General features: G+C 64.8%; 22 protein-coding genes and 1 pseudogene. 8 read left to right on the forward strand and 15 right to left on the reverse strand.

Going from position 1 to position 23,244, the window contains the following annotated elements:
• Nucleotides 1-156 precede the first annotated feature (156 nt).
• The 3 genes from NLM15_RS40195 (at nucleotide 157) to NLM15_RS40205 (ending at nucleotide 2,693) form a co-directional block, all read left to right on the forward strand.
• Nucleotides 157-684 carry a GNAT family N-acetyltransferase gene (locus NLM15_RS40195; RefSeq protein WP_254123479.1) on the forward strand — a complete coding sequence of 176 codons (528 nt, stop codon included), beginning with the start codon at nucleotides 157-159 and terminating at the stop codon, nucleotides 682-684.
• 82 nt (nucleotides 685-766) lie between these two features.
• Nucleotides 767-2,149 carry an MATE family efflux transporter gene (locus NLM15_RS40200; RefSeq protein WP_254123480.1) on the forward strand — a complete coding sequence of 461 codons (1,383 nt, stop codon included), beginning with the start codon at nucleotides 767-769 and terminating at the stop codon, nucleotides 2,147-2,149.
• A 109-nt stretch (nucleotides 2,150-2,258) separates the two neighbouring features.
• A complete protein-coding gene (locus tag NLM15_RS40205) occupies nucleotides 2,259-2,693 on the forward strand; it encodes a DUF2147 domain-containing protein (RefSeq protein ID WP_254123481.1) in 435 nt (144 codons plus the stop codon).
• 4 nt (nucleotides 2,694-2,697) lie between these two features.
• Here the strand turns inward: NLM15_RS40205 and NLM15_RS40210 are convergent, their stop codons facing one another.
• Complete coding sequence (locus NLM15_RS40210) at nucleotides 2,698-3,843, reverse strand: DUF3095 domain-containing protein (protein ID WP_254123482.1); 1,146 nt, start codon at nucleotides 3,841-3,843, stop codon at nucleotides 2,698-2,700.
• A gap of 221 nt (nucleotides 3,844-4,064) precedes the next feature.
• Here NLM15_RS40210 and NLM15_RS40215 point away from each other — a divergent pair, with 221 nt between their 5' ends.
• Nucleotides 4,065-4,487, forward strand: coding sequence for a hypothetical protein (locus tag NLM15_RS40215; protein WP_254123483.1), 423 nt, complete (start codon nucleotides 4,065-4,067; stop codon nucleotides 4,485-4,487).
• A 4-nt stretch (nucleotides 4,488-4,491) separates the two neighbouring features.
• Here the strand turns inward: NLM15_RS40215 and NLM15_RS40220 are convergent, their stop codons facing one another.
• The 5 genes from NLM15_RS40220 to NLM15_RS40240 all read right to left on the reverse strand — a co-directional run bounded on the left by NLM15_RS40220 (nucleotide 4,492) and on the right by NLM15_RS40240 (nucleotide 9,117).
• On the reverse strand, nucleotides 4,492-4,701 hold the full coding sequence (locus NLM15_RS40220; protein WP_254123484.1) for a hypothetical protein: 210 nt from the start codon (nucleotides 4,699-4,701) through the stop codon (nucleotides 4,492-4,494).
• 126 nt (nucleotides 4,702-4,827) lie between these two features.
• The gene (locus NLM15_RS40225; RefSeq protein ID WP_254123485.1) at nucleotides 4,828-5,550 is read right to left on the reverse strand and encodes an SDR family NAD(P)-dependent oxidoreductase; all 723 of its coding nucleotides are present in this window, start codon (nucleotides 5,548-5,550) and stop codon (nucleotides 4,828-4,830) included.
• Nucleotides 5,543-6,925 carry a class I adenylate-forming enzyme family protein gene (locus NLM15_RS40230; RefSeq protein ID WP_254123486.1) on the reverse strand — a complete coding sequence of 461 codons (1,383 nt, stop codon included), beginning with the start codon at nucleotides 6,923-6,925 and terminating at the stop codon, nucleotides 5,543-5,545. The genes NLM15_RS40225 and NLM15_RS40230 overlap by 8 nt, the downstream gene beginning before the upstream one ends.
• Nucleotides 6,912-7,157 carry an acyl carrier protein gene (locus NLM15_RS40235; RefSeq protein WP_007597226.1) on the reverse strand — a complete coding sequence of 82 codons (246 nt, stop codon included), beginning with the start codon at nucleotides 7,155-7,157 and terminating at the stop codon, nucleotides 6,912-6,914. Before NLM15_RS40235 ends, NLM15_RS40230 begins: the two co-directional genes overlap by 14 nt.
• 145 nt (nucleotides 7,158-7,302) lie before the next feature.
• A complete protein-coding gene (locus NLM15_RS40240) occupies nucleotides 7,303-9,117 on the reverse strand; it encodes a long-chain-acyl-CoA synthetase (RefSeq protein ID WP_254123487.1) in 1,815 nt (604 codons plus the stop codon).
• A gap of 300 nt (nucleotides 9,118-9,417) precedes the next feature.
• On the opposite strand from NLM15_RS40240, the gene NLM15_RS40245 reads away from it, so the two are divergent.
• Entirely contained in the window at nucleotides 9,418-10,122 is a 705-nt protein-coding gene (locus tag NLM15_RS40245) for an SGNH/GDSL hydrolase family protein (RefSeq protein ID WP_254123488.1), read from the forward strand.
• Nucleotides 10,123-10,155: 33 nt separating this feature from the next.
• Here the strand turns inward: NLM15_RS40245 and NLM15_RS40250 are convergent, their stop codons facing one another.
• Both NLM15_RS40250 and NLM15_RS40255 read right to left on the reverse strand, forming a co-directional pair.
• Nucleotides 10,156-10,425, reverse strand: a complete 270-nt coding sequence (locus tag NLM15_RS40250; protein ID WP_254123489.1) for a DUF3551 domain-containing protein — start codon at nucleotides 10,423-10,425, stop codon at nucleotides 10,156-10,158.
• A gap of 33 nt (nucleotides 10,426-10,458) precedes the next feature.
• The gene (locus NLM15_RS40255; protein WP_254123490.1) at nucleotides 10,459-10,737 is read right to left on the reverse strand and encodes a DUF3551 domain-containing protein; all 279 of its coding nucleotides are present in this window, start codon (nucleotides 10,735-10,737) and stop codon (nucleotides 10,459-10,461) included.
• A gap of 426 nt (nucleotides 10,738-11,163) precedes the next feature.
• Here NLM15_RS40255 and NLM15_RS40260 point away from each other — a divergent pair, with 426 nt between their 5' ends.
• Nucleotides 11,164-14,298 (forward strand): multidrug efflux RND transporter permease subunit, encoded by a 3,135-nt coding sequence (locus tag NLM15_RS40260; protein WP_254123491.1) that lies wholly within the window; start codon nucleotides 11,164-11,166, stop codon nucleotides 14,296-14,298.
• A 170-nt stretch (nucleotides 14,299-14,468) separates the two neighbouring features.
• On the opposite strand, the gene htpG is transcribed toward NLM15_RS40260, so the two are convergent.
• The 4 genes from htpG to NLM15_RS40280 form a co-directional block, all read right to left on the reverse strand.
• Nucleotides 14,469-16,343, reverse strand: a complete 1,875-nt coding sequence (htpG, locus tag NLM15_RS40265) for a molecular chaperone HtpG (RefSeq protein ID WP_254123492.1) — start codon at nucleotides 16,341-16,343, stop codon at nucleotides 14,469-14,471.
• A gap of 135 nt (nucleotides 16,344-16,478) precedes the next feature.
• Nucleotides 16,479-16,922, reverse strand: a complete 444-nt coding sequence (locus tag NLM15_RS40270) for a hypothetical protein (RefSeq protein WP_254123493.1) — start codon at nucleotides 16,920-16,922, stop codon at nucleotides 16,479-16,481.
• Nucleotides 16,923-17,173: 251 nt separating this feature from the next.
• A complete protein-coding gene (locus NLM15_RS40275) occupies nucleotides 17,174-17,773 on the reverse strand; it encodes a nuclear transport factor 2 family protein (RefSeq protein WP_254123494.1) in 600 nt (199 codons plus the stop codon).
• A gap of 137 nt (nucleotides 17,774-17,910) precedes the next feature.
• Complete coding sequence (locus NLM15_RS40280) at nucleotides 17,911-18,717, reverse strand: response regulator (protein WP_254123495.1); 807 nt, start codon at nucleotides 18,715-18,717, stop codon at nucleotides 17,911-17,913.
• A 232-nt stretch (nucleotides 18,718-18,949) separates the two neighbouring features.
• Between NLM15_RS40280 and NLM15_RS40285 the strand changes: the two genes are divergently transcribed.
• Entirely contained in the window at nucleotides 18,950-19,183 is a 234-nt protein-coding gene (locus NLM15_RS40285; protein ID WP_254123496.1) for a NepR family anti-sigma factor, read from the forward strand.
• Nucleotides 19,183-19,731, forward strand: coding sequence for a sigma-70 family RNA polymerase sigma factor (locus tag NLM15_RS40290; protein WP_014491704.1), 549 nt, complete (start codon nucleotides 19,183-19,185; stop codon nucleotides 19,729-19,731). Before NLM15_RS40285 ends, NLM15_RS40290 begins: the two co-directional genes overlap by 1 nt.
• A 100-nt stretch (nucleotides 19,732-19,831) precedes the next feature.
• Here the strand turns inward: NLM15_RS40290 and NLM15_RS40295 are convergent, their stop codons facing one another.
• From NLM15_RS40295 to NLM15_RS40310, 3 genes and pseudogenes are all read right to left on the reverse strand, one after another.
• Nucleotides 19,832-20,530, reverse strand: a complete 699-nt coding sequence (locus NLM15_RS40295; RefSeq protein ID WP_254123497.1) for a nitroreductase — start codon at nucleotides 20,528-20,530, stop codon at nucleotides 19,832-19,834.
• A 127-nt stretch (nucleotides 20,531-20,657) separates the two neighbouring features.
• A pseudogene (locus tag NLM15_RS40300) lies at nucleotides 20,658-21,901 on the reverse strand (acyl-CoA dehydrogenase).
• A gap of 9 nt (nucleotides 21,902-21,910) precedes the next feature.
• A complete protein-coding gene (locus NLM15_RS40310) occupies nucleotides 21,911-23,155 on the reverse strand; it encodes an acyl-CoA dehydrogenase (RefSeq protein WP_254123500.1) in 1,245 nt (414 codons plus the stop codon).
• Between the last annotated feature and the right edge of the window lie 89 nt (nucleotides 23,156-23,244).

Raw genomic sequence — 23,244 nt, forward strand, 5'->3', positions numbered from 1 at the left:
AATTTGCGAAAATGCCAGATGCGGCGGTTTGGCCGGATTGCATAAAAGCGTCGCGAGCCTGAGGGGCGCTTCAACCCGTCCGTAAAATATCATTGCCTTTGAGGCGCTTATGGCAGAACGAACGCACCACGGCGCGGAGATGCGAAAGAGAGCACGATGAGCATCGAGATCGACATTTTGAACGGCGATGCTTCCTGGCGCATCGCGGAGCCGCTGCATCAGGCGGTCTGGGGACCGCAGATGGTCGCAGACAAGCCCTGGGCCAATGTCAAATGGGCCAATGCCGATTTGCGTGTGCTGATCGAGACGCCCGAGGACGGCCTCGTCTGCCATGTCGGCATCTACTTCCGCACCATCACCTGGAACGGGCAGAAGGTGCATATCGGCGGCATCGGCGGGGTCTGCACGCGCGAGGACCGGCGCGGCCGCGGTTATGCGACGGTGGCGATCGACGCGGCCGTGCATACCATGCGCGCCAACGAGGCCGTTCGCTTCGCGCTGCTGTTCTGCGAACCACACAATTTTGCATTCTACCAGACCCGAAGCTGGCTGCCCTTCCAAGGCGAGGTCTATTGCGAGCAGCCGGAGGGGCGGATCCGCTTCACCCACATGGCGCCCTACGTCTTCAACATCGTCCGCGCGCCGACGCTGGGCACCATCGACCTATGCGGCCTGCCCTGGTGAGCCCTGCGTGAGCGAAGGACTGGCGCGAAGGTGCTGCGCCCTATAAAATGTCGATCATCATCCAATATTCCGCCCGGTGAACATGACGATCGACGCCTCCGCAGACGCCGCGCCGCGTGCCCCGGTCGCCTCCCCCATCGCCAGCCTGCTGACGGCGCCGATCCTGCCGACGCTGCTGCGGCTCGCGATCCCCAACATGATCGCGATGGTCGGAAGCACGCTGGTTGCGATTGCCGAGACCTCCTATATCGGCCGGCTCGGCACCATCCCGCTCGCGGCGATCGCGCTGGTGTTTCCGTTCGCGATGCTGACGCAGATGATGAGCGCGGGCGCGATGGGCGGCGGCGTTTCGTCCGCGATCAGCCGCGCGCTCGGCGCAGGAGATCGTGAGCGGGCGGCGACGCTGGCGCTGCATGCCGCCATCATCGGTCTCTGCGGCGGAATGTTCTTCACGGTGATGATGCTCGCCTTCGGCCGCTCGTTCTTCACGCTGCTCGGCGGCCGCGAGCGCGTGCTCGAGGAGGCCTCCGGCTATTCGCAAGTGCTGTTCTCCGGCGCGGTCGCGATCTGGCTCGTCAACACGCTGGCCTCGGTGATTCGCGGCACCGGCGACATGCGCCTGCCTTCGATGACGCTGATCGGGGCAAGCGCGCTCCAGATCGTGCTTGGCGGCACGCTGGGGCTCGGCCTGTTCGGCGTGAAGCAGTTCGGCATGCCCGGCGTCGCCGCCGGCCAGTTGATCGCGTTCACCTGCGCCGCGATCTTCTTCCTCTGGTATCTTCTGTCCGGCCGCAGCCGGCTCCCGCTGCAGGTCCGCGCCTTTCATTTCGAGCGCGCGATGTTCCTGGATATCCTCAAGGTCGGCGCGGTCGCCTGCCTGTCGCCGCTCCAGACCGTGCTCACCATCTTGATCTTCACGAAGATCCTCGCGACCTTCGGCACCGAGATGCTCGCCGGCTACGGCATCGGCTCGCGGCTGGAATTTCTGCTGATCCCGATCACCTTCGCCTTCGGCATCGCCTCGGTGCCGATGGTCGGCATGGCAATGGGCGCCGGACATGTGAAACGCGCGCGGCGCGTGGCCTGGACCGCCGCTGCGGCGTCGGGACTTACCGTTGGCCTGATCGGGCTCGTCGTCGCGCTCGATCCCGCGCTGTGGGTGTCGCTCTTCACTGGAGACCCCGGCGTCACCGCGGCGGCGCACAGCTATTTCCACTGGGCAGGCCCGGCCTTCATGTTCTTCGGCATCGGCGTGTCGCTTTATTTCTCCTCGCAAGGCGCGGCGCGCGTCGGCGGTCCGGTGCTCGCCTCTACCGCGCGGCTGCTGATCGTCGCGATCGGCGGCGTCGGCCTGATGACGGCGCAGGCGCCGGCCTGGACGTTGTTCGCGCTGGTCGGCGGCGCCATGGTCGTGTTCGGGCTTTCGACCGCAGCCTCGGTCGCCTTCGCGCGCTGGGGCAAATGAACGCAGGCAAAATACGGGCAGGCGAATAAGCTCAGAAATGTGATTCCATCAGGCGTTGCACTCGCCCGATTTGCTGCTATGGAGGCGCCTCCATTCTGGGACTCTCTCCATGACATTCAGATTCGCCGCTCTCATCATCATTCTGGCTGCACTGTTCGGCACGGCTTCCGCCCAAGCGCAGAGCGCCGACGGGACCTGGCTCACCCAGGCCGGCGATGCCCGCGTCAAGATCAGCAAATGCGGCGGCGGCATCTGCGGCCACATCGTATGGCTGCGCGAGCCCATGGACACCGCGACCGGCCAGCCCGCCACCGACAGCAAGAACCCCAATCCCGCGCTCACCAGGCGCCCGATGATCGGCTTGCCATTGTTCAGCGGCATGCAGCCGACGGCTCCGAACAAATGGTCGGGCCAGATCTACAATGCCGACGACGGCGGCACCTATGCGAGCAGCGTCACTGTGACAGGCGCGGACGCGCTACGGGTCGAAGGCTGCGTCGGCGCACTCTGCGGCGGCGAGACCTGGACGCGCGCGGGGCGCTAGCAACTCACGCCATCATCGCCTTCAACGCCGTTGCCGCCGAGGCGTAGCCGCCGCGCGCACCGTCGATGAAATGGACGTGATCGCTGCGCAGCGCCGACGGCGTGAAGCAGGTCATCATCGCGGCGTCCTGCTGGTAGAGGCCGTAGCGCACGACGCCGTCGCGCGCTGCGGCCGCGAGACGATCGCTCAGGGCGCGTTCGAGCTGCGGCGTGCAGTCGAGGATCATGCGCAGGCCATCATCATATTTGCGGAAGTCCGAGTTCTCGACCACCTGGCGCTTGTAGACGTTTGGCACGAAGCCGCCGACGTTGAGGTCGAAGCGCATGATCAGATAGGCGAACAGCGTGTAGGCCAGCACGCCAGCCCGGCGTACGAACAGCGGGCCGCCTCGCCTGGTGCGAGCTTCAAAGTCGAGCCCCTGCGGCGGCCATTTCAGCGGCGGTCCCTGCGGTGGCACCGGGCGGCCACCATCCGGACTACGCTCGACGAGATGAATGATGTCCTCGATCACCTTGCGGAAAGCCGCGGGATCGGCACCCCGCGCCGGCATCACCAGCACCGACAGGATCAGGCCTCGCGCAGCCGGCATCACCTCGAACCGGCAGGACAGGCCCGAGAGATCGGGCTGCGTGCCGGCGGGCGCCTCAGCGACCGCGAACTCGCCGCGCTTCATGGCAGCATCGGCCCAGGCGAGCCCGCCGCCGGAAAACATCGCATAGGACAAATTGGCCGACGGACCGAAGCGTGCGACGCGCACGTCGAGCCCTTGCGCCCGGATCGCACTCACCGGCACCAGCGCGATACGCATCTTCAGATCGAGATCGTCCCGCACCCAGGTCGCGGTCGCGGCGAGCGCCTCGCGCGCACGTTCGAGATCGGAAGGCGCGACCGCAAAGCTCGCGCCGTCGCCGCCGAACACGAAGGGGAATTCGCGTCCCTCCAACGCGTTCGTCACCGCCGCGATGACGGCGGCGCCGGCCATGTTGACGGCCTTGTAGCGCTGCGCCGCGATCGCCTTGGTGGAATCGACGATATCGGCGACGCCGATGCTCCAATCGTCCGGCAGCGGTGCATAGAGCCCGGGATCCATCAGGCTGGTGAAGCCCCGGAAGACGCGAATGCCGCCGTAGAAGGATTGGCCTGATGTCATCGGGTGATGCCGGATGGTTGGGAACGCGTTGCGAGGAAGATACGAGGCAGGATCGATCCGGGTTCGCCGGCCGGCGCCCTTTCGATTCCCGATCATTGGCCGAAATGCACCCTGACAACAAGATCGCGCCGCGCTGCAATGCCGCGGCCCGTCATTGATCGGCGTCAAATAGTCGGCCGGACGAGCGGCTATGGTTGAGGCATCCGCAGAGATCGCAAGGGATGATCGAGGTGCCTGACTTCGGCGACAAGGACTCGCCCCCTCCGGTGCGCCGGCCCACGGGGCTCGACCCGATCAGCGCAGTGAGGATGCCGGAGGAACTGACCGCGGCCGTCGACGCCTGGGCCGAAGCTCATCACCTGTCGCGCTCGGCTGCGATCTGCAGGTTGGTCGAACTGGGCCTGAAGATCGCGCCCCCGGCACGCACCTCATCGCGCCCGATCGCGTCGGACGCCACCAGGATCGAAGAACTTGCCGTGCACGAGATCGAGGCGCTGCTCGATCCGGCATTGCCGGTGGGCGAACGGGAGCGCCGCATCCGCCGCCTGACCGAAGGGCCGCCGGAATTCTCACGCGAACGGATCGACTTGCCCAAGGACGTGTCGAAGGACTTGCCCAAGGACTTGCCGAAGCACCGGACGTGAGCGGCTAGTGCAGCTTCTCGTCCTGACGCTTGCGCAAGGCATCCAGCGATGCGTCATGGCAACCGACCAGGCGCACGAATTGCTGCGGATACATTTCATGGCCGTGACTGCCCGAATTCTGGTGCGTCATCGGCGGGCAATGCACGTCGTCCGGCTTTGCGCTGGCTTGCTCGGTCCGGCCCTGAGTTGAAGCGGTCATGTCTGGCGTGGTCATTGACTGCTCCCTGTCGGTTAGGGCAGATCGATTGACGTAACCCAATCGATTGCGGGGCATCTTACGACCAAATCCGGCTTGATGTCATTGTGCCGGATCAACCCAATTGTCGCGGCGGAGTTCCAGTTACGCCGTATTCCCCGCATCGATCGTAAACACGGTGCCGGTGACGTTGCGTCCGCCCTCGCCCAGCAGATAGTCCACCATGCGCGCGACGTCATCCGTCTCCGGCAAGCGGCGCAGCGCGCTGCGCCCGGCGATGCGCTTGCGCGCCTCGTCGGAAAGATTATGCGTCAGCTCAGTGTCGATGAAACCGGGCGCGATCGCGTTCACGGTGATGCCGAGCTTGCCGACCTCCCGCGCGAGCGAACGGGTAAAGCCGGTGGCGGCGGCCTTGGTGGCGCCGTAGACGGAGAGGCCGTTATAGCCCGTGGTCGCGATAATCGAGGAGATGTTGATGATGCGGCCGGCGCCATCGGCCATCATCTGCCTCGCGACATATTTGGTGAGGATGATCGGCGACAGCACGTTGAGCTGCACCAGCGCCTCGATCTCGGAATTGTGCATGGTGGCGAGCAGGCCTTCGGTGCCGAGGCCGGCATTGTTGACGAGGCCGTAGATCGGGCCGAACTCGTCGCGGACGAGCTTGGCGAAAGCCGGGATCGCATCGATCACGGCGAGATCGCAGGCGCGGAAATGCAGGCGCCCTTCGGAGACGGCGATCGCCGCCTTGAGCTCGTCGCTCTCGCGCCGCGCCGCCGCGATCACGTTGTAGCCGGCGCCAACGAGGCGCTTGCCGATCGCCAGCCCAATACCGCGGCTGCCGCCGGTGACGAGAACATTATGCATCGGTACGCGCCAGTTTGCCGGCCGGGGTGACGTCGAGGGACTCGACGAAGCGGATCACCGCCGGCACCTTGTGGGATGCGAGCTGCGCGCGGCACTGACCCAGGATCTGGTCGCGGATCTCCTTCACCCGCGCCTGATCGGTGCCGTCGGCGAGGATCACGTCGGCCACGACGATGCCGCCGGTAATCGGGCTGCGGCGCGATTTCGCGCGCGACATCCGCACGTCGGCATGACGGTTGATCACCGCCTCGATCTCCTCGGGGTGAACCTTCAGCCCGCCGATGTTGATGATGCCGCCGCGGCGGCCGACGAAATAATAGCGGTCACCGCGCAGTTCGACGATGTCGCCGCTGTCGACGAACCCGTCGTCATCGGTCAGCGCGGCCGCATTGCGGCCGATATAGGCATGCGCCGTGCGCGTCGAGCGGATGCACAGCGAGCCATCCACGACCTTCATCTCGACGCCGTTGCGGTTGCCGAGATAGTCGGCCGGAAAGCCCTCGAGCCCGTCATTGACGGCGAAGCCGACGCCCGCCTCGGTCGAGGCATAGGCGTGACCGACGGAGGAATCGGGGAACGCGGCCTTCAGGCCGTCGAGCACAGCCTGATCGGCGATCTCGCCCGAGAGGCGGACATAGCGCGGCGCGAACTGCGCGGCCGAGCCGCTCATCAGGAGCTTGCGCCAGTGCGAGGGCGTGCCCGAGATGTGGGAGACGCCGCGCGCGTTCAGCCGCGCGACGTGATCGCCGAGCGCCTCATGCGGATCCGACAGCACCATCGAGCCGCCGGAGAGGATGGCGCGTAGGAAGATCTGCAGGCCGCCATAGCGGCGAATGTCGTAGAACGTCGCCCACACCGGCGCAGGTCCGCGCGCGGGGCCTTCGGCGACGATCGCGCCGGTGAGTGCTTCCAGCGTATGGCCGACGATTTTCGGCACGCCCGAGGTGCCCGACGTGAGCATCAGCCATTCGGTCGCGCGCTCGGATCTGGCCGGCGCGGTGGCTTGAAGCGGCAATTGCGCGGCGATCACGAGCGATACATCGGTCGCGCCCCAGCGCTCGGGCTCATCCGTGACGACCGCATCGATGCCCGCATCAGCGATCAGGGCTTCGAGATATGCCGGGTTGAGATCAGGCGGGCACAGCAGCATGCGACGGGCGATGCCGTCGAGCTCGATCATGGCAAGGCCCGACCGGAGCTGGTCGGACAATTTCAGCAGCACCGCGCGGCCGGACAATTCGCGCAGGCGGCCGCCGAGGACCGTTTGCGACAGGATGTCCGTCAGCGACACGACATGGTGCGCATCCGACAGGGTGCGGCCGGTCAGCTCCGCGCCGAGATGGTCGCGGAGCGCGAAGATCTCACGCGGGGACATTTTCGTAGGCCCGCACGAAATCACCCACCGTGGCAGGGAACGCAGCGTCCTCGGAAATGGTGAAGGGGTCGACGCCGGTCTCGTCCTCGAGCCGCGCCACCAGGATCGCGAAGGCGAGCGAATCGAAACCCGTCTCGTGCAGGGACAGATCGTCCGAAAGGGCGGGAAGCGCGACGTGCTGCTCTTTGGCGATCTGCTGGATCGCTTCAATGACCTTTGACCTTACCGACATGGCTGGCTCGCTCTTGTTATTGACGGTTCGTGTTGCGGCGGCTCTTGATGACCGCCTCCCCATGGCCGCTTGTTTACCCGACAGAAGTAAATGGCTTCTTGGACAATTCAGATAAAATTGGACCTATCTCTGCATTTTCGCGCGGCTATAGCCTGATCGTGCCGTTGAGGATTTGCTCATGGGCCTCGGAATCGAGCGCGACATAGGCGTCCGACTTCGGGTCGCGCATGAACAGCGGATCGGAGATCGCGGCCGGATCGAAGCCTTCCCGCGCCAATTCGCCCTTCTTCTGCTTGAACGTCTCGGTCGCATCGAGCTCGCGGGAGATGCGGATGAAGACGGGACGGGCATAGGCCGGCAGGCGTTGCGCGAGATGGGTGGGGAGCCCCGCGATGTCAAAGCCCTCATTGACGACGATCGCGCTCATGCCGGCGCGGCCGTCGGCGCCCAAAATGCTGACGCCGTAGGTCGTGGCGTCGACCACGCCGGTGAAATCGCGCACGGCGTCGTTGACCTCCGACGTCGCAACGTTCTCGCCCTTCCAGCGAAAGGTGTCGCCGATGCGGTCGACGAAGTGGAAGAAACCCTTGTCGTCGATCCGCATCAGATCGCCGGTGCGGAACCAGGCATCGCCCTTGGCGAAGACATCGCGCAGGACTTTCTTTTCGGTCTCGCCGGCATCGGTGTAGCCCTCGAACCGGCCGCCGCCCTCGTCCGCGGTGCCGATGCGGCCGATCGCCTCCCCGGCCTCGCCGCGGGCGCAGGCGAGACAGAAGCCCTCGTCATTGCGCAGCGGCACGCCGCTGTCAGGGTCGAGCCTGACGAGACTGGCGGGAAAACGATGCGCGAGCAGCGGCGGGATGCGGCCAATCGCGCCCGGCTGGCCCTCGACGTTGAACAGCGAGAAATTGCCTTCCGTCGCTGCGTAGAATTCGAGAATGCGCGGAATGGCGAAACGGGCCTGAAAGTCTTCCCAGATGTCGCCGCGAAGCCCGTTGCCGCAGACCAGCCGCAGGCGGTGACGGTTCTCGTATTCGGACGGCGCCGCCTTCAGAAGGTAGCGGCAGAGCTCGCCGATATACTGGAACAGCGTGCAGTCATGGCGCACGATGTCGGGCCAGAAGTTCGAGGCCGAGAATTTTTCTGCGATCACCACCGAGCCGCCGGCGGCAAGCATGCTGCAGGGCGCGACGATGCCGCCGACCGAGTGGAACAGCGGCAGGCAATCATAGAGCCGGTCCTGCGGAGTGGCGCCGGTAAGGCCGGCGAACCAGAGGCCCCAGTTCAGGATGCGCCGGTGGCTGATGCTGGCGGCCTTCGGCAGGCCTGTCGTGCCCGAGGTGTAGATCAACAGGGCACGGTCGTTGATCGTGACGTCGCCATGCTCGTCCGGCGAAAGGGGCGCATCGTCAAGCGCGGCAAGCGCGACGTCGATCGCACGTTCGCTGCGGGCATCGCCATGGGTCCAGACTTTTGCTTCTGTCTTTAGGTGCGGCGACGCGCTATCCAACGCCTCCATGAGCTCATGCGCGACGATGACGTGCGACGGCCTGGCAACATCGATGCAATGCGCCAGCGACTGGCCCACGAGCTTGGTGTTGATCAGCGCGACCACGCCGCCGACGCGGCTGATGCCGAGCCACGCGGCAACATAGTCGATGCCGTTCGGCATGATCAGCGCGATGGTATCGCCCTTGGCCACACCGACCGAGCGCGCCCAGCGTGCATAGCGGTTGATGCGCTTCGAGAGGCCATCGTAGTCGAGGCTCGCGTCATCCACGATCAGCGCAGCACGATCGGGCTGACGCCGCGCCCAATCGTCGACCACGTCGGCAAACAGCCGGCCCGGCAGCGTCTCGATGCGCGCGGTGAGCTCGATCGCCTTCAGCCAGATCTTTGACGCCGAGGGCGCGCGCGCGGCTTTTGGTTGCTCGATGACGCCGGTGGTCATGCCGTCCATTCTTTCGGAGCGTGTCTGCTGGTTCCGGCAGCTTAGCTCGCACGCCCTGCCCAGGTGTTAAGAGACAAGGTAAAACCCGGTTAGGACGCGATTAACTCTAGTTATCCTCGACAAGGCCGGCGTGCGCAGCCGCAAGGTCTTTGCAATCTCTCACCACATGCGAAAGCTGACGTTGTCGGTCATCAAAGGAGCAGCGATCTGGCCGACGAGCCATCCGGCCTCGCGAGGCTAGGCACCCACGGGTCATCGGGCTAAGCTTTTGTACACTGCGTCGTCCGGGCTACGAAAGGGAGGCGACCCTTGGCTCTCGATCCATCACAGATTCCTGTCCAGGCCATGCCGTTCGAGCGGCCGCTGACCAACTTTGCCAGCCGCCTGAAGGACGGACAGGGCAAGGTGGTCGCGATCGGCTCGTCGACCACGGCGGGCGAAGGCGGCATCGCTCCCTATCCGCAGCGGCTGCTGGCGGACCTTCGGATCAAATTTCCAAATGTCGCAATCGATGTGATCAATCGGGGCGTCGGCGGCGAAGACGCTCCCTTGGAGCTGAAGCGGTTCGACTACGACGTCTTCGATCTGAATCCCGATCTCGTCATCTGGCAGGTCGGCACCAATTCGGTGTGGCAATCCGACGGCCCCTCGTTCGCGGACACCACGAAGGCCATCCGCAAAGGTGTTGACCGACTGCTCGGCGCCAAGCGGATCGACGTGATCCTGATGGACCTTCAATATGTGCCTGCGGTGCTGACACCGGCCAAGCGCAAAAAGGCGAACGCAATGGTCGAGGCGATCAGCCAGATCGCGCATAAGAAGCGCGTCAACGTCTTCCGTCGCTTCGAGCTGATGAAGCGGTGGCACGAGGTCGCAAGGATCTCGTTCGACCGCATGGTCGACCCCGGCGATGATACCAGGCTACACGCAAGCGACTGGACCACGGACAAGATGACCTGGCAATTGACGGACGCAATCTTCGCCGCAGTCAACAAGGCGCCTCACGGCGCCTAATTTCGCATGCTGCGTCGGAGCGAGCGGCGAACGCTAGCCGCTTTGCCAGTGGCGTGGGCGCGGTGGCGCTGCGTTGAACGGATAATACGGATTGAGATCACAGGTCGCGGCGCGGCCTGAAGCGGTGGCGCGGCACTGCGGCAGCGAGGTGAAGGAGCAATCGTACCACTCCCCGCCACCGCCATTCGCGCCGGAATAGACGTGCATGCAGACGGGATAGCGCGGATCGAAGGTCTGCGCATACGACGGCGCGGCCATGAGCGATACACCGATGAACGCGATCAGGCCGAATGAGCGAATCATGAAAAATGTCCCTGAAATCGCAATCGCCGACCGCTAGTGCGGCTTCTTGTGACGCCGGCGCGGCGGCGGCGGAGGTTCATCGAAAGCATAGTAGGGATTGACGTCGCAGCTCGCCGCGCGGCCCGACGCCGTGGCGCGGCACTGCGGGATCGAGGTGAAGGAGCAGTCGTAATAATCACCACCGCCGCCCCGGCCGCCGAGCGTGTAAACATGCATGCACACCGGATAGCGCGGATCATAGGTCTGGGCGCTGGCATCTGCCGCGACGAACAGCGTGGCAATCGCGGTGAGGGTCAGGAGAGGCAGGCGCATCGGACATTTCCTCGAATCGGTGGCAACGGCACGCGTTATGTCATTTCGCTATGGCACAACCGCGCGGAAGAAGCGATTGTTCCTATTCATACCTCTCCCGCTTGTGACGCGCGGTGAAACGGATGAGACACGGCGCCGCAACGATACGAAAGCGGGAAAGCACCCCGTTTCCGGCTTGCGCAGAACGCATAACTCGCTGCAGCGCTCCTTCGACAAAGGTCGCAAGCATCCGGCGCAGGAATCCGTTCGCAGGCCGGAGCGAACGGACTAGTCTTTCGATCACAACGCCGGCCCCGGACCGACGACGTTCCAGGGCACTCAACAAACAAATGGGCTGAAGGAAACGCACATTCGCGCCCGGGCTCTCGGGCGCGACTCCGCCGTGAGCGGGGAGAAGATGCGCTGGCCAGTCGGTGGTCTCAGGGCATGCAAGAGAGCTTCTCGTCTCCGTTCATCCGCTATCCGATCGGCACCTCACTGCTGATGGCGGGCATCCTGTTCGTAGGCCTCGTGGCCTATCCTCTGCTGCCGGTTGCACCGCTGCCCCAGGTCGACTTTCCGACCATCCAGGTCTCCGCATCGCTTCCGGGCGGCAGCCCCGAGACCATGGCCTCTTCCGTGGCGCAGCCGCTCGAGCGCCAGCTCGCTCAGATTCCCGGCATTACGCAGATGACCTCGACGAGTTCACTGGGCTCGGCGTCGATCACCATCCAGTTCGATCTCAACCGCCTGATCGATGCCGCCGCCAACGACGTCCAGGCCGCGATCAACGCGGCGAGCGGACAGTTGCCGAAGAACCTGCCCTCGCCGCCGACCTATCGCAAGGTCAACCCGGCGGACTCGCCGATCATGATCCTGTCGGCGACCTCCGACACGCTGCCGCTGACCACGGTCAGCGACCGCACGGATGCCCAGCTCGCCCAGCAGATCAGCCAGATCCCCGGCGTTGCGCAGGTGTTCGTGGGCGGACAACAGAAGCCCTCGGTACGCATCCAGATCGATCCGGCCAAGCTCGTCGCCAAGGGACTGTCGCTGGAGGACGTGCGCAGCCAGATCGCGATCGCGACCGCGGACAGCCCGAAGGGCAACATCGATGGCCCGCGGCGCTCATACACCATCTACGCCAACGACCAACTGCTCGAGGCCGCGCACTGGAAGGACATTATTGTCGCCTACCGCGGCGGCGCGCCCTTGCGGATCCGCGACATCGGCGAGGCCGTGTCGGGACCGGAGGACATGAAGACCGCGGCGTGGGCCGACGGCAAGCGCGGCGTATTCCTGGTCATTTTCAAGCAACCCGGCGCCAACGTCATCGAAACGGTCGACCGCATCAAGGAGAAGCTGCCACGGCTGATCGCGGCGATCCCGCCCGCGATCAAGATCAAGATCATCAGCGATCGCACCATCACCATCCGCGCCGCGGTCGACGACGTGCAGATCACGCTCCTGATCACCATTGCACTCGTGGTCATGGTGATCTTCATCTTCCTGCGCAGCTTCTGGGCCACGATCATCCCGAGCATCACGGTGCCGCTGGCGCTGCTGGGGGCCTGCTCGCTGATGTGGGTGTTCGGCTATTCGCTGGACAACCTCTCGCTGATGGCGCTGACGATTGCGGTCGGATTCGTGGTCGACGATGCCATCGTGATGCTGGAGAACATCACGCGCTATGTCGAGCGGGGCGAGAGCCCGCTCACCGCGGCGTACAAGGGCGCGGCCGAGATCGGCTTCACCATCGTCTCGATCAGCATCTCGCTGGTCGCCGTGCTGATCCCGCTGCTGCTGATGGGCGGCATCATCGGCCGGCTGTTCCGCGAGTTCGCGGTGACGCTGTCAATGGCGATCTTCGTCTCCCTCGTGGTGTCTCTCACCCTGACGCCGATGATGGCCTCGCGCTTCCTGCGCGCCGACCACGAGGCGCGGCGCGGCCGCTTCTACCAGTGGAGCGAGCGGATGTTCGAGCGCCTGCTCGGCGCTTACGAGCGCGGGCTGGACCTCGCGCTCAAGCACAGCTTCGTCACGCTGTGCGTCTTCTTCGGCACCGTCGCTCTCTCGGCGCTGCTGTTCATCCTGATCCCCAAGGGCTTCTTCCCGCAGCAGGACAACGGATTCCTCACGGCGGTGTCCGAGATGCCCCAGGACATCTCCTTCACCGAGATGAAGCGCCGGCAGGAGGAGCTCAACGCCATCGTGCAGGCCGACCCCGCCGTCGATTCCATCGCGATGTTCATCGGCGGCGGAGGCACGGCGCTGAATTCGGGGCGCATGTATGTCACGCTGAAGCCGATCGGGGAGCGCGACGCCAGTGCGCAAGCGATCATCGCGCGGCTGCGGCCGAAGCTCGCCGAAGTCGAGGGCGCACGCCTCTATATGCAGGCATCGCAGGACGTGCGGCTCGGCGGGCGCGCCACCCGCACCCAGTTCGAGTTCACCCTCCAGGACGCCAATCTCGCCGAGCTGAACGAATGGGCGCCGAAGATTTTGGCAGCCATGAGAGGCCTGCCGCAGCTCCGCGACGTCGCCACCGACCAGCAGACCGAGGGCACGACGCTGCAGCTCAAGATCAATCGCGACACCGCCGCACGCTACGGCATCCAGCCGCAATTGATCGACGACACGCTCTACGACGCCTTCGGCCAGCGCCAGGTCGCGCAGTACTTCACCCAAACCAACAGCTATCACGTGGTGCTCGAGATCACCCCGGAGCTGCAGGGCCAGCTCGAGACGCTCGAGAAACTCTACATCAAGTCGCCGCTGACCGGGGATCAGGTGCCGCTCTCGGTGATCTGCAACTGGACCAATGTGCCGGTGCGGCCGCTCGCGATCGCGCATCAGGGCCAGTTTCCGGCGGTCACGATCAGCTTCAACCTGGCCGAGGGCGTGGCGCTGGGACAGGCCACCGATGCCGTGCTGCGCGCGGTCGGCGCGATGGGCGCGCCGCCGACGCTGTCGACCAGCTTCCAGGGCACCGCGCAGGCGTTCCAGCAATCGCTCGGCACCGTGCCGATGCTGATCCTTGCCGCGCTCGTCGTGGTCTACCTCGTGCTGGGCGTGCTCTACGAGAGCTACATCCACCCGCTGACCATCCTGTCCACGCTGCCGTCGGCCGGCGTCGGCGCGATCGCGATCCTGATGATCTTCGGCTTCGACTTCAGCCTCATCGCGCTGATCGGGATCATCCTGCTGATCGGCATCGTCAAGAAGAACGGCATCATGATGGTCGACTTCGCCATCGCCGCAGAGCGCGAGCAGCATCTGACACCGGAACAGTCGATCCGTCAGGCCGCGCTGCTGCGTTTCCGTCCGATCATGATGACGACGATGGCGGCGCTGCTGGGCGGCGTCCCGCTGATGCTCGGGACCGGCACCGGCGCCGAAATCCGCCAGCCGCTCGGCTATGCCATGGTCGGCGGCCTGCTGGTGAGCCAGGCGCTGACGCTGTTCACGACCCCCATCGTCTATCTCTACCTCGACCGCTTCTCCAACCTGCTGTCGCGCTGGATGGAGGAGAAGCCGGAGGCGGAGGCAGAGAGCGACAAGCAGAAGGATGCGGCGGAGTAGGCTGGAGTCGCGTCAGCCCAGCCCCTCCGAAAATGCTGTAGGGTGGGCAAAGGCGCAAAGCGCCGTGCCCACCAATCCTGTCACGGAGCGCACGTGGTGGGCACGCTGCGCTTTGCCCACCCTACGAGATCTGCGTGCGTGGCACATAGCTTTCTGATCGCGAGCCGACGTCAGCCCAGCCCCTGCAACACCAGCCGGTTCAGCCTCGCCGCAAACGCAGCCGGGTCCTCCGGCAGCTCGCCGTCCAGAATCTGCGCCTGTTCGAGCAGGAGCAGGCTGAGATCGTCGACCACCTTGGAGCCGGCCTGCGCCCTCGTGATCGCGCTCACCAGCGCATGGCGCAGGTTGATCTCCAGGATCGGCTTGGCACGCATGCCGCGGTTCTGCTGCGCCAGGATGCGCTCGAGCTCGCGGCTCGGTCCCTGGCTGTCCGCGACGAGGCAGGAGGCGGAGCTGGTGAGGCGCGTCGAGGCCTTGACGTCGCTGACGCGCTCGCCGAGCGCGGCCTTGATCACCGCGATGGTGGCGGCCTCGTCGGCTTCCGGCTCGCCCTTCTTTGCCTCATCATTCTCGTCGACGCGCGGGATCAGGTCGAGATTGAGGTCGCCCTGGCTCAGCGATTTCAGCGGCTTGCCGTCGAACTCCGACGGCATCGAGGTCCAGAAGGCGTCGACCGGATCCGACAGCAGCAACACCTCGATGCCGCGCGCGGTCGCGGCTTCCAGCCGCGGATTGGATTTCAGCCGCTCGATGCTGTCGCCGACGAGATAGTAGATCTCGGTCTGGTTCGGCTTGAAATCGGCGATGACCTCCTTCAGCGAACGCTTCTCGCCCGAGGTGGTGGTGAAGCGCGACAAGGACAGCAGCTTTTCGCGCCGCTCGAAATCCTCGTAGATGCCTTCCTTCAGCACGGCGCCGAAGGCGTCCCAGATTTTGGCAAAGTTCTCCGGGTCCTTGTCGGCGAGGCTTTCGAGCTCGGACACGACACGGGTCGCCACGGCTTTCCGGATCTGCACGAGCTGCGGATTGTTCTGGAGCATCTCGCGCGAGATGTTGAGCGGGAGATCCTCGCTGTCGATCACGCCGCGTATGAAGCGGAGATAGCCCGGCAACAGATCGGCATCGTCTGTGATGAAGACGCGGCGGACGTAAAGCTTCACCCGCCCCTTGCGGTTCGGCTCGAACAGGTCGAACGGTTTCGTCGACGGCGAGAACAGCAGCACGGCGTAGGAATAGCGGCCCTCGGCGCGGTAATGCAGCGTCATCGCGGGATCGTCGAAGGCGGATGCGATCTGCTGATAGGCCTTCTTGTAGTCCTCGGGCGTCAGCTCGGATTTCGAGCGCTGCCACAGCGCGCTCGCCGAATTGATCTGGCGCGGCTCGCCCTCTTCCGGCACCAGCTCGATGGGGAACAGGATGTTGTCGGAATAGGCACTGATGATGCGCTCGATCTCGTAAGTCTCGAGATACTTCTTGGCGTCGTCCTTCAGGTGCAGGACGATCTCGGTGCCGCGTGCCACCCGCGCCGCGTCCTCCTCGCTTGCGCGCGCAATCTCGAAGCCGGAGCCGCCGGAGGACGTCCAGGTCCACACATCGCTCTCGCCGGCGCGGCGGCTGACGACGACGATCTTCTCGGCGACCATGAAGGCGGAATAGAAGCCGACGCCGAACTGGCCGATCAGGCCGAGGCCGTCCTTGGCCTCCTTCAGCTTCGAGACGAACGCCTTGGTGCCGGAGCGGGCAATGGTGCCGAGATGGTCGATCAGCTCCTGGCGCTCCATGCCGATGCCGTTGTCGGCGATGACAAGCGTTCCGGCCGTCTTGTTCGGGATGATCCGGATCTTGAGCGCGTCGCCCTCGCCCAGCAGCGCCGGATTGGCGATCGCCTCGTAGCGCAACTTGTCGCAGGCGTCCGATGCGTTGGAGACGAGCTCGCGCAGGAAGATGTCGGTCTCGGAATAGACGGAGTGCACCATCAGGTGCAGAAGCTCGGAAACCTCGGCCTGGAAAGGCTGCGTATGCGCGGCCGTGTCTGACGTCGTCATGCGTTTACCCGGTCAATCAAAGGGGGAAGAAACCCGGGATATAACGCGAGGGGATGCGGGATCAAGTGGACGTGAAATCGCCCTCCCGGCGGGAAGGCGATTTGTCCATGCTGGCCAAGGGGGCGGCGAGGCGGATCAGGTAACGCAGCGGCCGGGCTGGAGCAGTTTTGCGACCTCGGTCAGGGAGCTGACCATCGGCTCGCAGGCAATCGTCGGCTTTTTGCGGTCCAGCTTCTGGCTCCGGTTCTGGAGCAGCATCGGCGGCTTGGCGTTGCCGGTCTCGATAACCGCGGGGACCCGCAGCAGCACCGACGTCTCGGCCAGATCGTTCAGCCGCATCGATACGGTGCGGGTGGGAACCGGTGCCTGCTTGATCTCGGCGAAGCGGTCGGCCTTGCCGGAACGGTTGACGTTGTGACCTACATCCTGGCTGGCATCCTGGCTGGGCGGGACGGCGACCGCCTGCCAGCGGTCGGCCAGATCGTGGCCGGAGGCCAGCTGCACGGCGCCCACTTGGACGGCACCAAGCGTCGCGGCAATCGCGATTGCACCCAAAAATACCTTTTGAATCTGTGACATGACTGTCGATCCCTCGCCCCATGGCGATCGCGGGAACAACGCGGGCGGAGGATCAGGGGTTCTCGGCGATTACGATCACTTAACCGTGTGCGAAAATCACCGCAGGCTGCACAAAAAAATTTGTAGCCGTTTGGAACGACTCCAGCGCCAGCGAGTCGTCTCAACAGCCGGCTATTCCCCCCTGCCCCATAAGCCGGCGACGTAGGGCGCGACTGTGGTGATGCCAGTCGCGCCTTACTTTTTTCTGGGCCTTACTTCGGCTTCCCCGCCAGCCAGTCCCGCCCTTCGCCATAGAGCTTCTCGATCTCTGGCCCGGTGAGGCCCGGCATGTCGCGCTTGACCTTGTAGCCGATCAGCTCCTGCATGTAGGCGAGATGGCGGTAGCCTTCGGGCAGCGCGGCGAGCGCCTGCTGGTCGAGGCGAACTGTCGCGGCGGGATCGACGGGATCGATCCGGTCCTTCTCGTAGATCGGCTGGCGGCGGACGATGCCCCATGAACCCTGCCGCTTCTCCAGGAAATCATAGAAGCGCCCGGTGCAGACGACGTCACAGACCACGTCATGCACCGGGGCGCGCTGCGAGATCGTCATCTTGGTCTGCGCGATGGCCCGCTCGCCCGAAAGATCGATGCTGGTGCCGCCGAGGAAATGCAGGATGCGCACGCCCTTGGCAAAGCCCTCCTGGCTGACGCGCATGAAATCCCGCGCCGGCCCCTGAAACCAGGTGGCGGACATCCAGCCATCTTCGTGCCAGACCGTGGCAAAGCGCTCCCAGTCGCCGGCATCGCGCCACACCGCCCAGTTCTCGACGAGGTCGCGGATGGCGAGACGATCGAGGAGCACTTGGTCCATGAGCACATCTCCGCTGGGGATTTATGCATCAGGTATGAGCGGCGAATTCGATGGCCGTCAAGCGCAACAGGCGGGCACGAAAAATCCGGCGTGCCTTGCAGCACGCCGGATCAAATCACTGCGCCAAACGGCGCCTTTTACGCCGCCGGCGCCTTCGGGGCGCGGTTGCGCGAGTTGCGCTGGAAGAACAGGGCCTGGCTCGCCACCGCCGACACCATCGCGGGCTGGAACGGCTTTGAGATCAGGAACGCCGGCTCGGGGCGCTCGCCGGTCAGGAAGCGCTCCGGATAGGCGGTGATGAACACCACCGGCACCTCAAAGGTGCGCAGCAGCTCGTTCACGGCATCGAGGCCCGACGAGCCGTCGGCGAGCTGGATGTCGGCGAGGATCAGGCCCGGCCGCTTGTTCTTGGCCAGCGCCACGGCATCGGCATGGGTGCGCGCGACGCCGACGACGTTGTGGCCGAGATTCTTCACCAGGCTCTCGAGGTCCATGGCGATGAAGGTCTCGTCCTCGATGATCAGCACGTCGGTGGCGATCTCGGCCGCCATCTCGCGTCCCGCCGCGTCGGCAAGCCGCCGCGTCTCGGCAACATCGGTGCCGAGGATGTAACCGACTTCCTCTTCCGAGAATCCCTCGAGCGAGAGCAGCAGGAACGCCTGCCGCGGCAGCGGCGTGATGTTCGACAGCCGCCGCTCCGGCGGCATCGGCAAGGTGGTCACCTCGGCATCGTCGTTGACGGAGACCGAATTCCAGATCTGGGTGAACAGCCTGAACAAGCCGGCGCGCGGACCATGGGTCTCGTCGAGCACGGACGGATCCCCCAGCATGGCTTCCAACATGGCTGCGACATAGGCGTCGCCGGAGGCCTGGCTGCCCGTCAGGGCGCGCGCATACCGGCGCAACAACGGCAAGTGTTCAGCAACGAGCTGTGAACGGGACATCCCCACTCCATTCATCTTCGGGCCGACCTTGAAGAACAGGCAACACGAGGGGAGGCCCGGGTTCCCCTGCTGGGCTGACTACGCCTCAGGCCAGAAAAAGTTCCAAGAAAAGTTCCGCTTATCTGGGAACTTTTTGTCGAACCTGGAATTGTGCCTATCCAGGGAACGGCTCCCGGTTGAGAAAACTTCTCGAATTTACAGTCACTTAACTCGGGGAAACGTGGAACAGGTCATGAAAGATCTCAAGTCTCAAGCCAGCAAAAGCACGACCCCCGGCAAGGGAGGCCTCACTCCGGAGATTCAATCCCGGATCGGGCATCAGCTGCGCGCCATGTACGACGACGTGGTGCGGCAGGGGGTTCCGGACCGGTTCGCGGAACTGATCAAGAAGCTTGATGCGCCGGGAGGCGCAGCCCAAGTGGAAGCGGACGGGGGCTCCAACGACAACAACAATGGGAGGGATTAATGCCTCTCACGGACTCCCTGCGTGACGACATCCTTGCGGCCGTGCCAAGTCTGCGCGCGTTCGCGATTTCGCTGAGCGGCAATGCGGACCGCGCCGACGATCTGGTGCAGGAAACGCTGTTGCGCGCACTCGCCAACATCGACTCGTTCCAGCCTGGCTCCAACCTGCCTGCGTGGCTGTTCACCATCCTCCGCAACCTGTTCCGCTCCGACTATCGCAAGCGGCGGCGGGAGGTCGAGGATGCCGAAGGCAACTATGCCAAGACGCTGAAGACGCAGCCCTCGCAGAACGCACATCTCGAGTTCGAGGAGTTCCGCGGCGCGCTCGAGAAGCTTCCGCAGGACCAGCGCGAAGCCTTGATCCTGGTCGGCGCCTCCGGCTTCTCCTACGAGGACGCAGCCTCGATCTGCGGCTGCGCGGTCGGCACGATCAAGAGCCGCGTCAACCGCGCGCGGTCGAAGCTCGCTGCGCTGCTCTATGTCGACGGTGCCGAGGATTTTGGCCCTGACGAGACCGTGCGTGCCGTGATCGGCGGCAGCGGCGGATAGCAGCCGGCGTCAATCGATCGAGACGAGACGTGAAGGCGGCCGTTTTTCGCGGCCGCCTTTGCGCGTTTGTCGGTTGGTGCTGACGCTAGGGAAGCCCGGATCACTCGTCCACGAAGGTGGCGGTGTCAGCCACGCTCGCGCGCGAAGTGCGGTAGCTGTTGACCTTGTGGGCGTCGTCGGCATAGCCGAACGAGATGCCGCAGACGACGCGGCGGTCGTCGGGCAGGTTGAAATGGCGGCGGATCAGGCCGGAGTGGCGTGCGAGCGCCGCCTGCGGAATGGTGCCGAGCCCGAGCGCCTGCGCGGCCAGCATGAAGTTGGAAACATACGCACCGCAATCGATCGCACCGTAGATGCCGAGCGGCTCGTTGGTGTGAATGATCGCGACATGCGGCGCACCGAAGAAATTGTAGTTCTCCAGCGCCTGCCTGGCGTAGGCGCTTCGGTCGCCGCGGGCGATGCCCAGCGTGTTGTACAGCTGGAAGCCGCTCTCACGGCGGCGCTCGAGGTAGACGCCGACATATTCGCGCGGCGGGGTGAAGTCGTAATCGTCGCCCAATCCGCCCGACGCTTCCGTGTAGATCGCTTGGCGAAAACGCTCCTTGGCCTCGCCACTGGCGATGATGACCTGCCAGGGCTGGCTGTTGCACCAGGACGCCGTGCGCTGCGCGGTGGTCAGCACATGCTCGATGGTCGCGCGATCGACCTGCTTGGGGAGGAAGGCGCGGACGGAGTAGCGCTCGTTGAGGAGCTCTTCGAGCACGCCGATGCGATCGTTCTGTGTAACTTTAGCGTCCATGAATTCGCTCGCCCTTCGTAGGGTGGGCAAAGGCGCGTAGCGCCATGCCCACCGACAGACCTACCCCGGCGCATCTGCATATGGTGGGCACGCTTCGCTTTGCCCACCCTACAAGATGCAGCGAGCGTCACCGCCCCTTGGTCGGGATCTTGTTGTACGGCACGTCCTTGTCGACGCGGATGTCGCCCGGCAATCCCAGCACGCGCTCGGCAATGATGTTGCGCAGGATCTCGTCGGTACCGCCGGCGATGCGCATCGAGGGCGAGGACAGCAGCATCTGCTGGAACTGGCCCTGCACCGTCTCCTCGTCCGTGCCGGTGAGAGCACCGGCCGCGCCCTGGAGGTCCATGGCGTAGGTGGCGATGTCCTGCAGCATCATGCCCGAGACCAGCTTGCCGATCGAATTCTCCGGGCCCGGCCGATCCCCCTTCGAGAGCGCCGAGATCGCGCGGTAGCTGGTGTATTTCAGCCCGCTCGACTTCACGGCCCAGCTCGCAAGTTTCGAGCGCACGGCAGGATCGTCGATGGCGAGCCCGTCCTCCAGCATCAGGTTGGAGCAGAACTCGAACAATTCAGGGACGCCGGTCGCGAGCCGCGAGCCGATCGACATGCGTTCGTTCATCAGCGTGGTCAGCGACACGCTCCAGCCCTCGCCGACTGCCCCCAACCGCTGGCTGTCGGGGATCACGACGTCGGTGAAATAGACCTCGTTGAACTCCTGCATGCCGTTGGCCTGCCTGATCGGCCGGACCTCGACGCCGGGGCTCTTCATGTCCAGGAAGAACATGGTGAGGCCCTTGTGCTTGGGCACGTTCGGATCGGTGCGCGCGATCAAGAGACCGAAGTCGGAGTAATGCGCGCCCGAGGTCCAGATCTTCTGGCCGTTGACGACCCAGTTGTCGCCCTTCTTCTCCGCGCGCGTGCGCAGGCCCGCGACGTCAGAGCCGGCGGACGGTTCGGAGAACAGCTGGCACCAGATCTCCTCACCGGAGGCGAGCTTCGGCAGATGGCGGCGCTTGGCATCCTCGCTGCCAAAAGCCATCACGGTCGGGCCGCACATGCCCTCGCCGATCTGGAACGGCTGCGTCAGCTTGCCGTAGACGCCCTCCTCCTGCTGCCAGATCACGCGCTCGATCGGGTCGCACCACGGCCACCATATTCCTTCGGCCAGTGCAGGCAGGCCCAATTGCCTTCGAACTTCTTCTTCTGCCAGGCCTTGCCGACATCGACGATGTCGTGCTTGGCGAGCCGGATGCGGCCGAGCGAGGATTTCGACAGCTCGGCGTGCAATTCCTTCGGCGCATTCGCCTCGACCCATTTGCGCGCGGTCTGGCGGAATGCGGCTTCCTGCGGGGTGTCGTCGAAATTCATGGCGGACCTCTAGCCTCTTCCCTTGGTCGGGATCTTGTTGAACGGCACGTCCTTGTCGACCCGGATGTCGCCGGGCAGGCCCAGCACGCGCTCGGCGATGATGTTGCGCATGATCTCGTCGGTGCCGCCTTCGACGCGCGTGCCGGGCGCGCGCAGCAGCATCGCCTGGAAACGGCCGGCGAGTTCGGCATCCTCGCCGCTCACGACGCCGCTCGCGCCCTGCAGGTCCAGAGCGTAGGTCGCGACGTCCTGGATCATCGAGCCCGCGACCAGCTTGCCGATGGAGTTCTCCGGCCCCGGCCGCTCGCCCTTCGACAGCGCCGAGATCGCGCGCATGCTGGTGTAGCGCAGCCCGCTCGCCTTTACCGCCCAGTTGGCCAGCTTCGAGCGCACCGCGCGATCCTCGATCGCCGGGCCATCGTCGAGCATCAGGCTGGAGCAATATTCGAACAGCTCCGGGAATCCGGTCGAGACGGCCGCGCCGATCGCGCTGCGCTCGTTCATCAGCGTAGTCAGCGAGACGTTCCAGCCATCACCGACCTCGCCGAGGCGCTGGTGGTCGGGAATGCGGACATTGGTGAAATAGACCTCGTTGAAGTCGGAGGCGCCGCTCGCCTGCTTGATCGGCCGCACCTCGACGCCGGGGCTCTTCATGTCCAGGAAGAACATGGTGAGGCCCTTGTGCTTGGGCACGGTCGGATCCGTGCGGGTGAGCAAAATGCCGTAGTCGGAATAATGCGCGCCCGAGGTCCAGATCTTCTGGCCGTTGATGACCCAGTCGTCACCGTCCTTCTCGGCGCGCGTCCGCAGGCCCGCGACGTCGGAGCCGCCCGCAGGCTCGGAGAACAGCTGGCACCAGACCTTCTCACCGGAAGCGAGCGGCGGGAGGTACGTGCGCTTATGCTCTTCGCGCGCGAACGCCATCATGGTCGGTCCGCACATGCCGTGGCCGATGATGAACATGCGGGACAGCTGGCCGAACGGCCCCTCTTCCTGCTGCCAGATCACGCGCTCGATCGGCGACGAGCCGCGACCGCCATATTCCTTCGGCCAGTGCAGGCAGGCCCAGCCGGCGTCGGCCTTCTTCTTCTGCCAGGCTTTTGCCACTTCAAGGATGTTGGCGTTCTTGAGCGCCGTGCGCCCGAGCGAGGATTTGCGCAGCTCTTCTTCGTATTGTTTGGGTGCATTCGCACCGATCCAGGCGCGCGCAGTGGCGCGGAATTCGGCTTCCTGCGGGGTGTCGTCGAAGTTCATGGTCTTTCTCTTCTTCCGTCATTCCGGGGCGATGCGGAGCATCGAACCCGGAATCTAGAGGTTACCGACTCAAATCGAGATTCCGGGTT

The sequence above is a fragment of the Bradyrhizobium sp. CCGB20 genome (genome assembly GCF_024199855.1).
Lineage (GTDB): Bacteria > Pseudomonadota > Alphaproteobacteria > Rhizobiales > Xanthobacteraceae > Bradyrhizobium.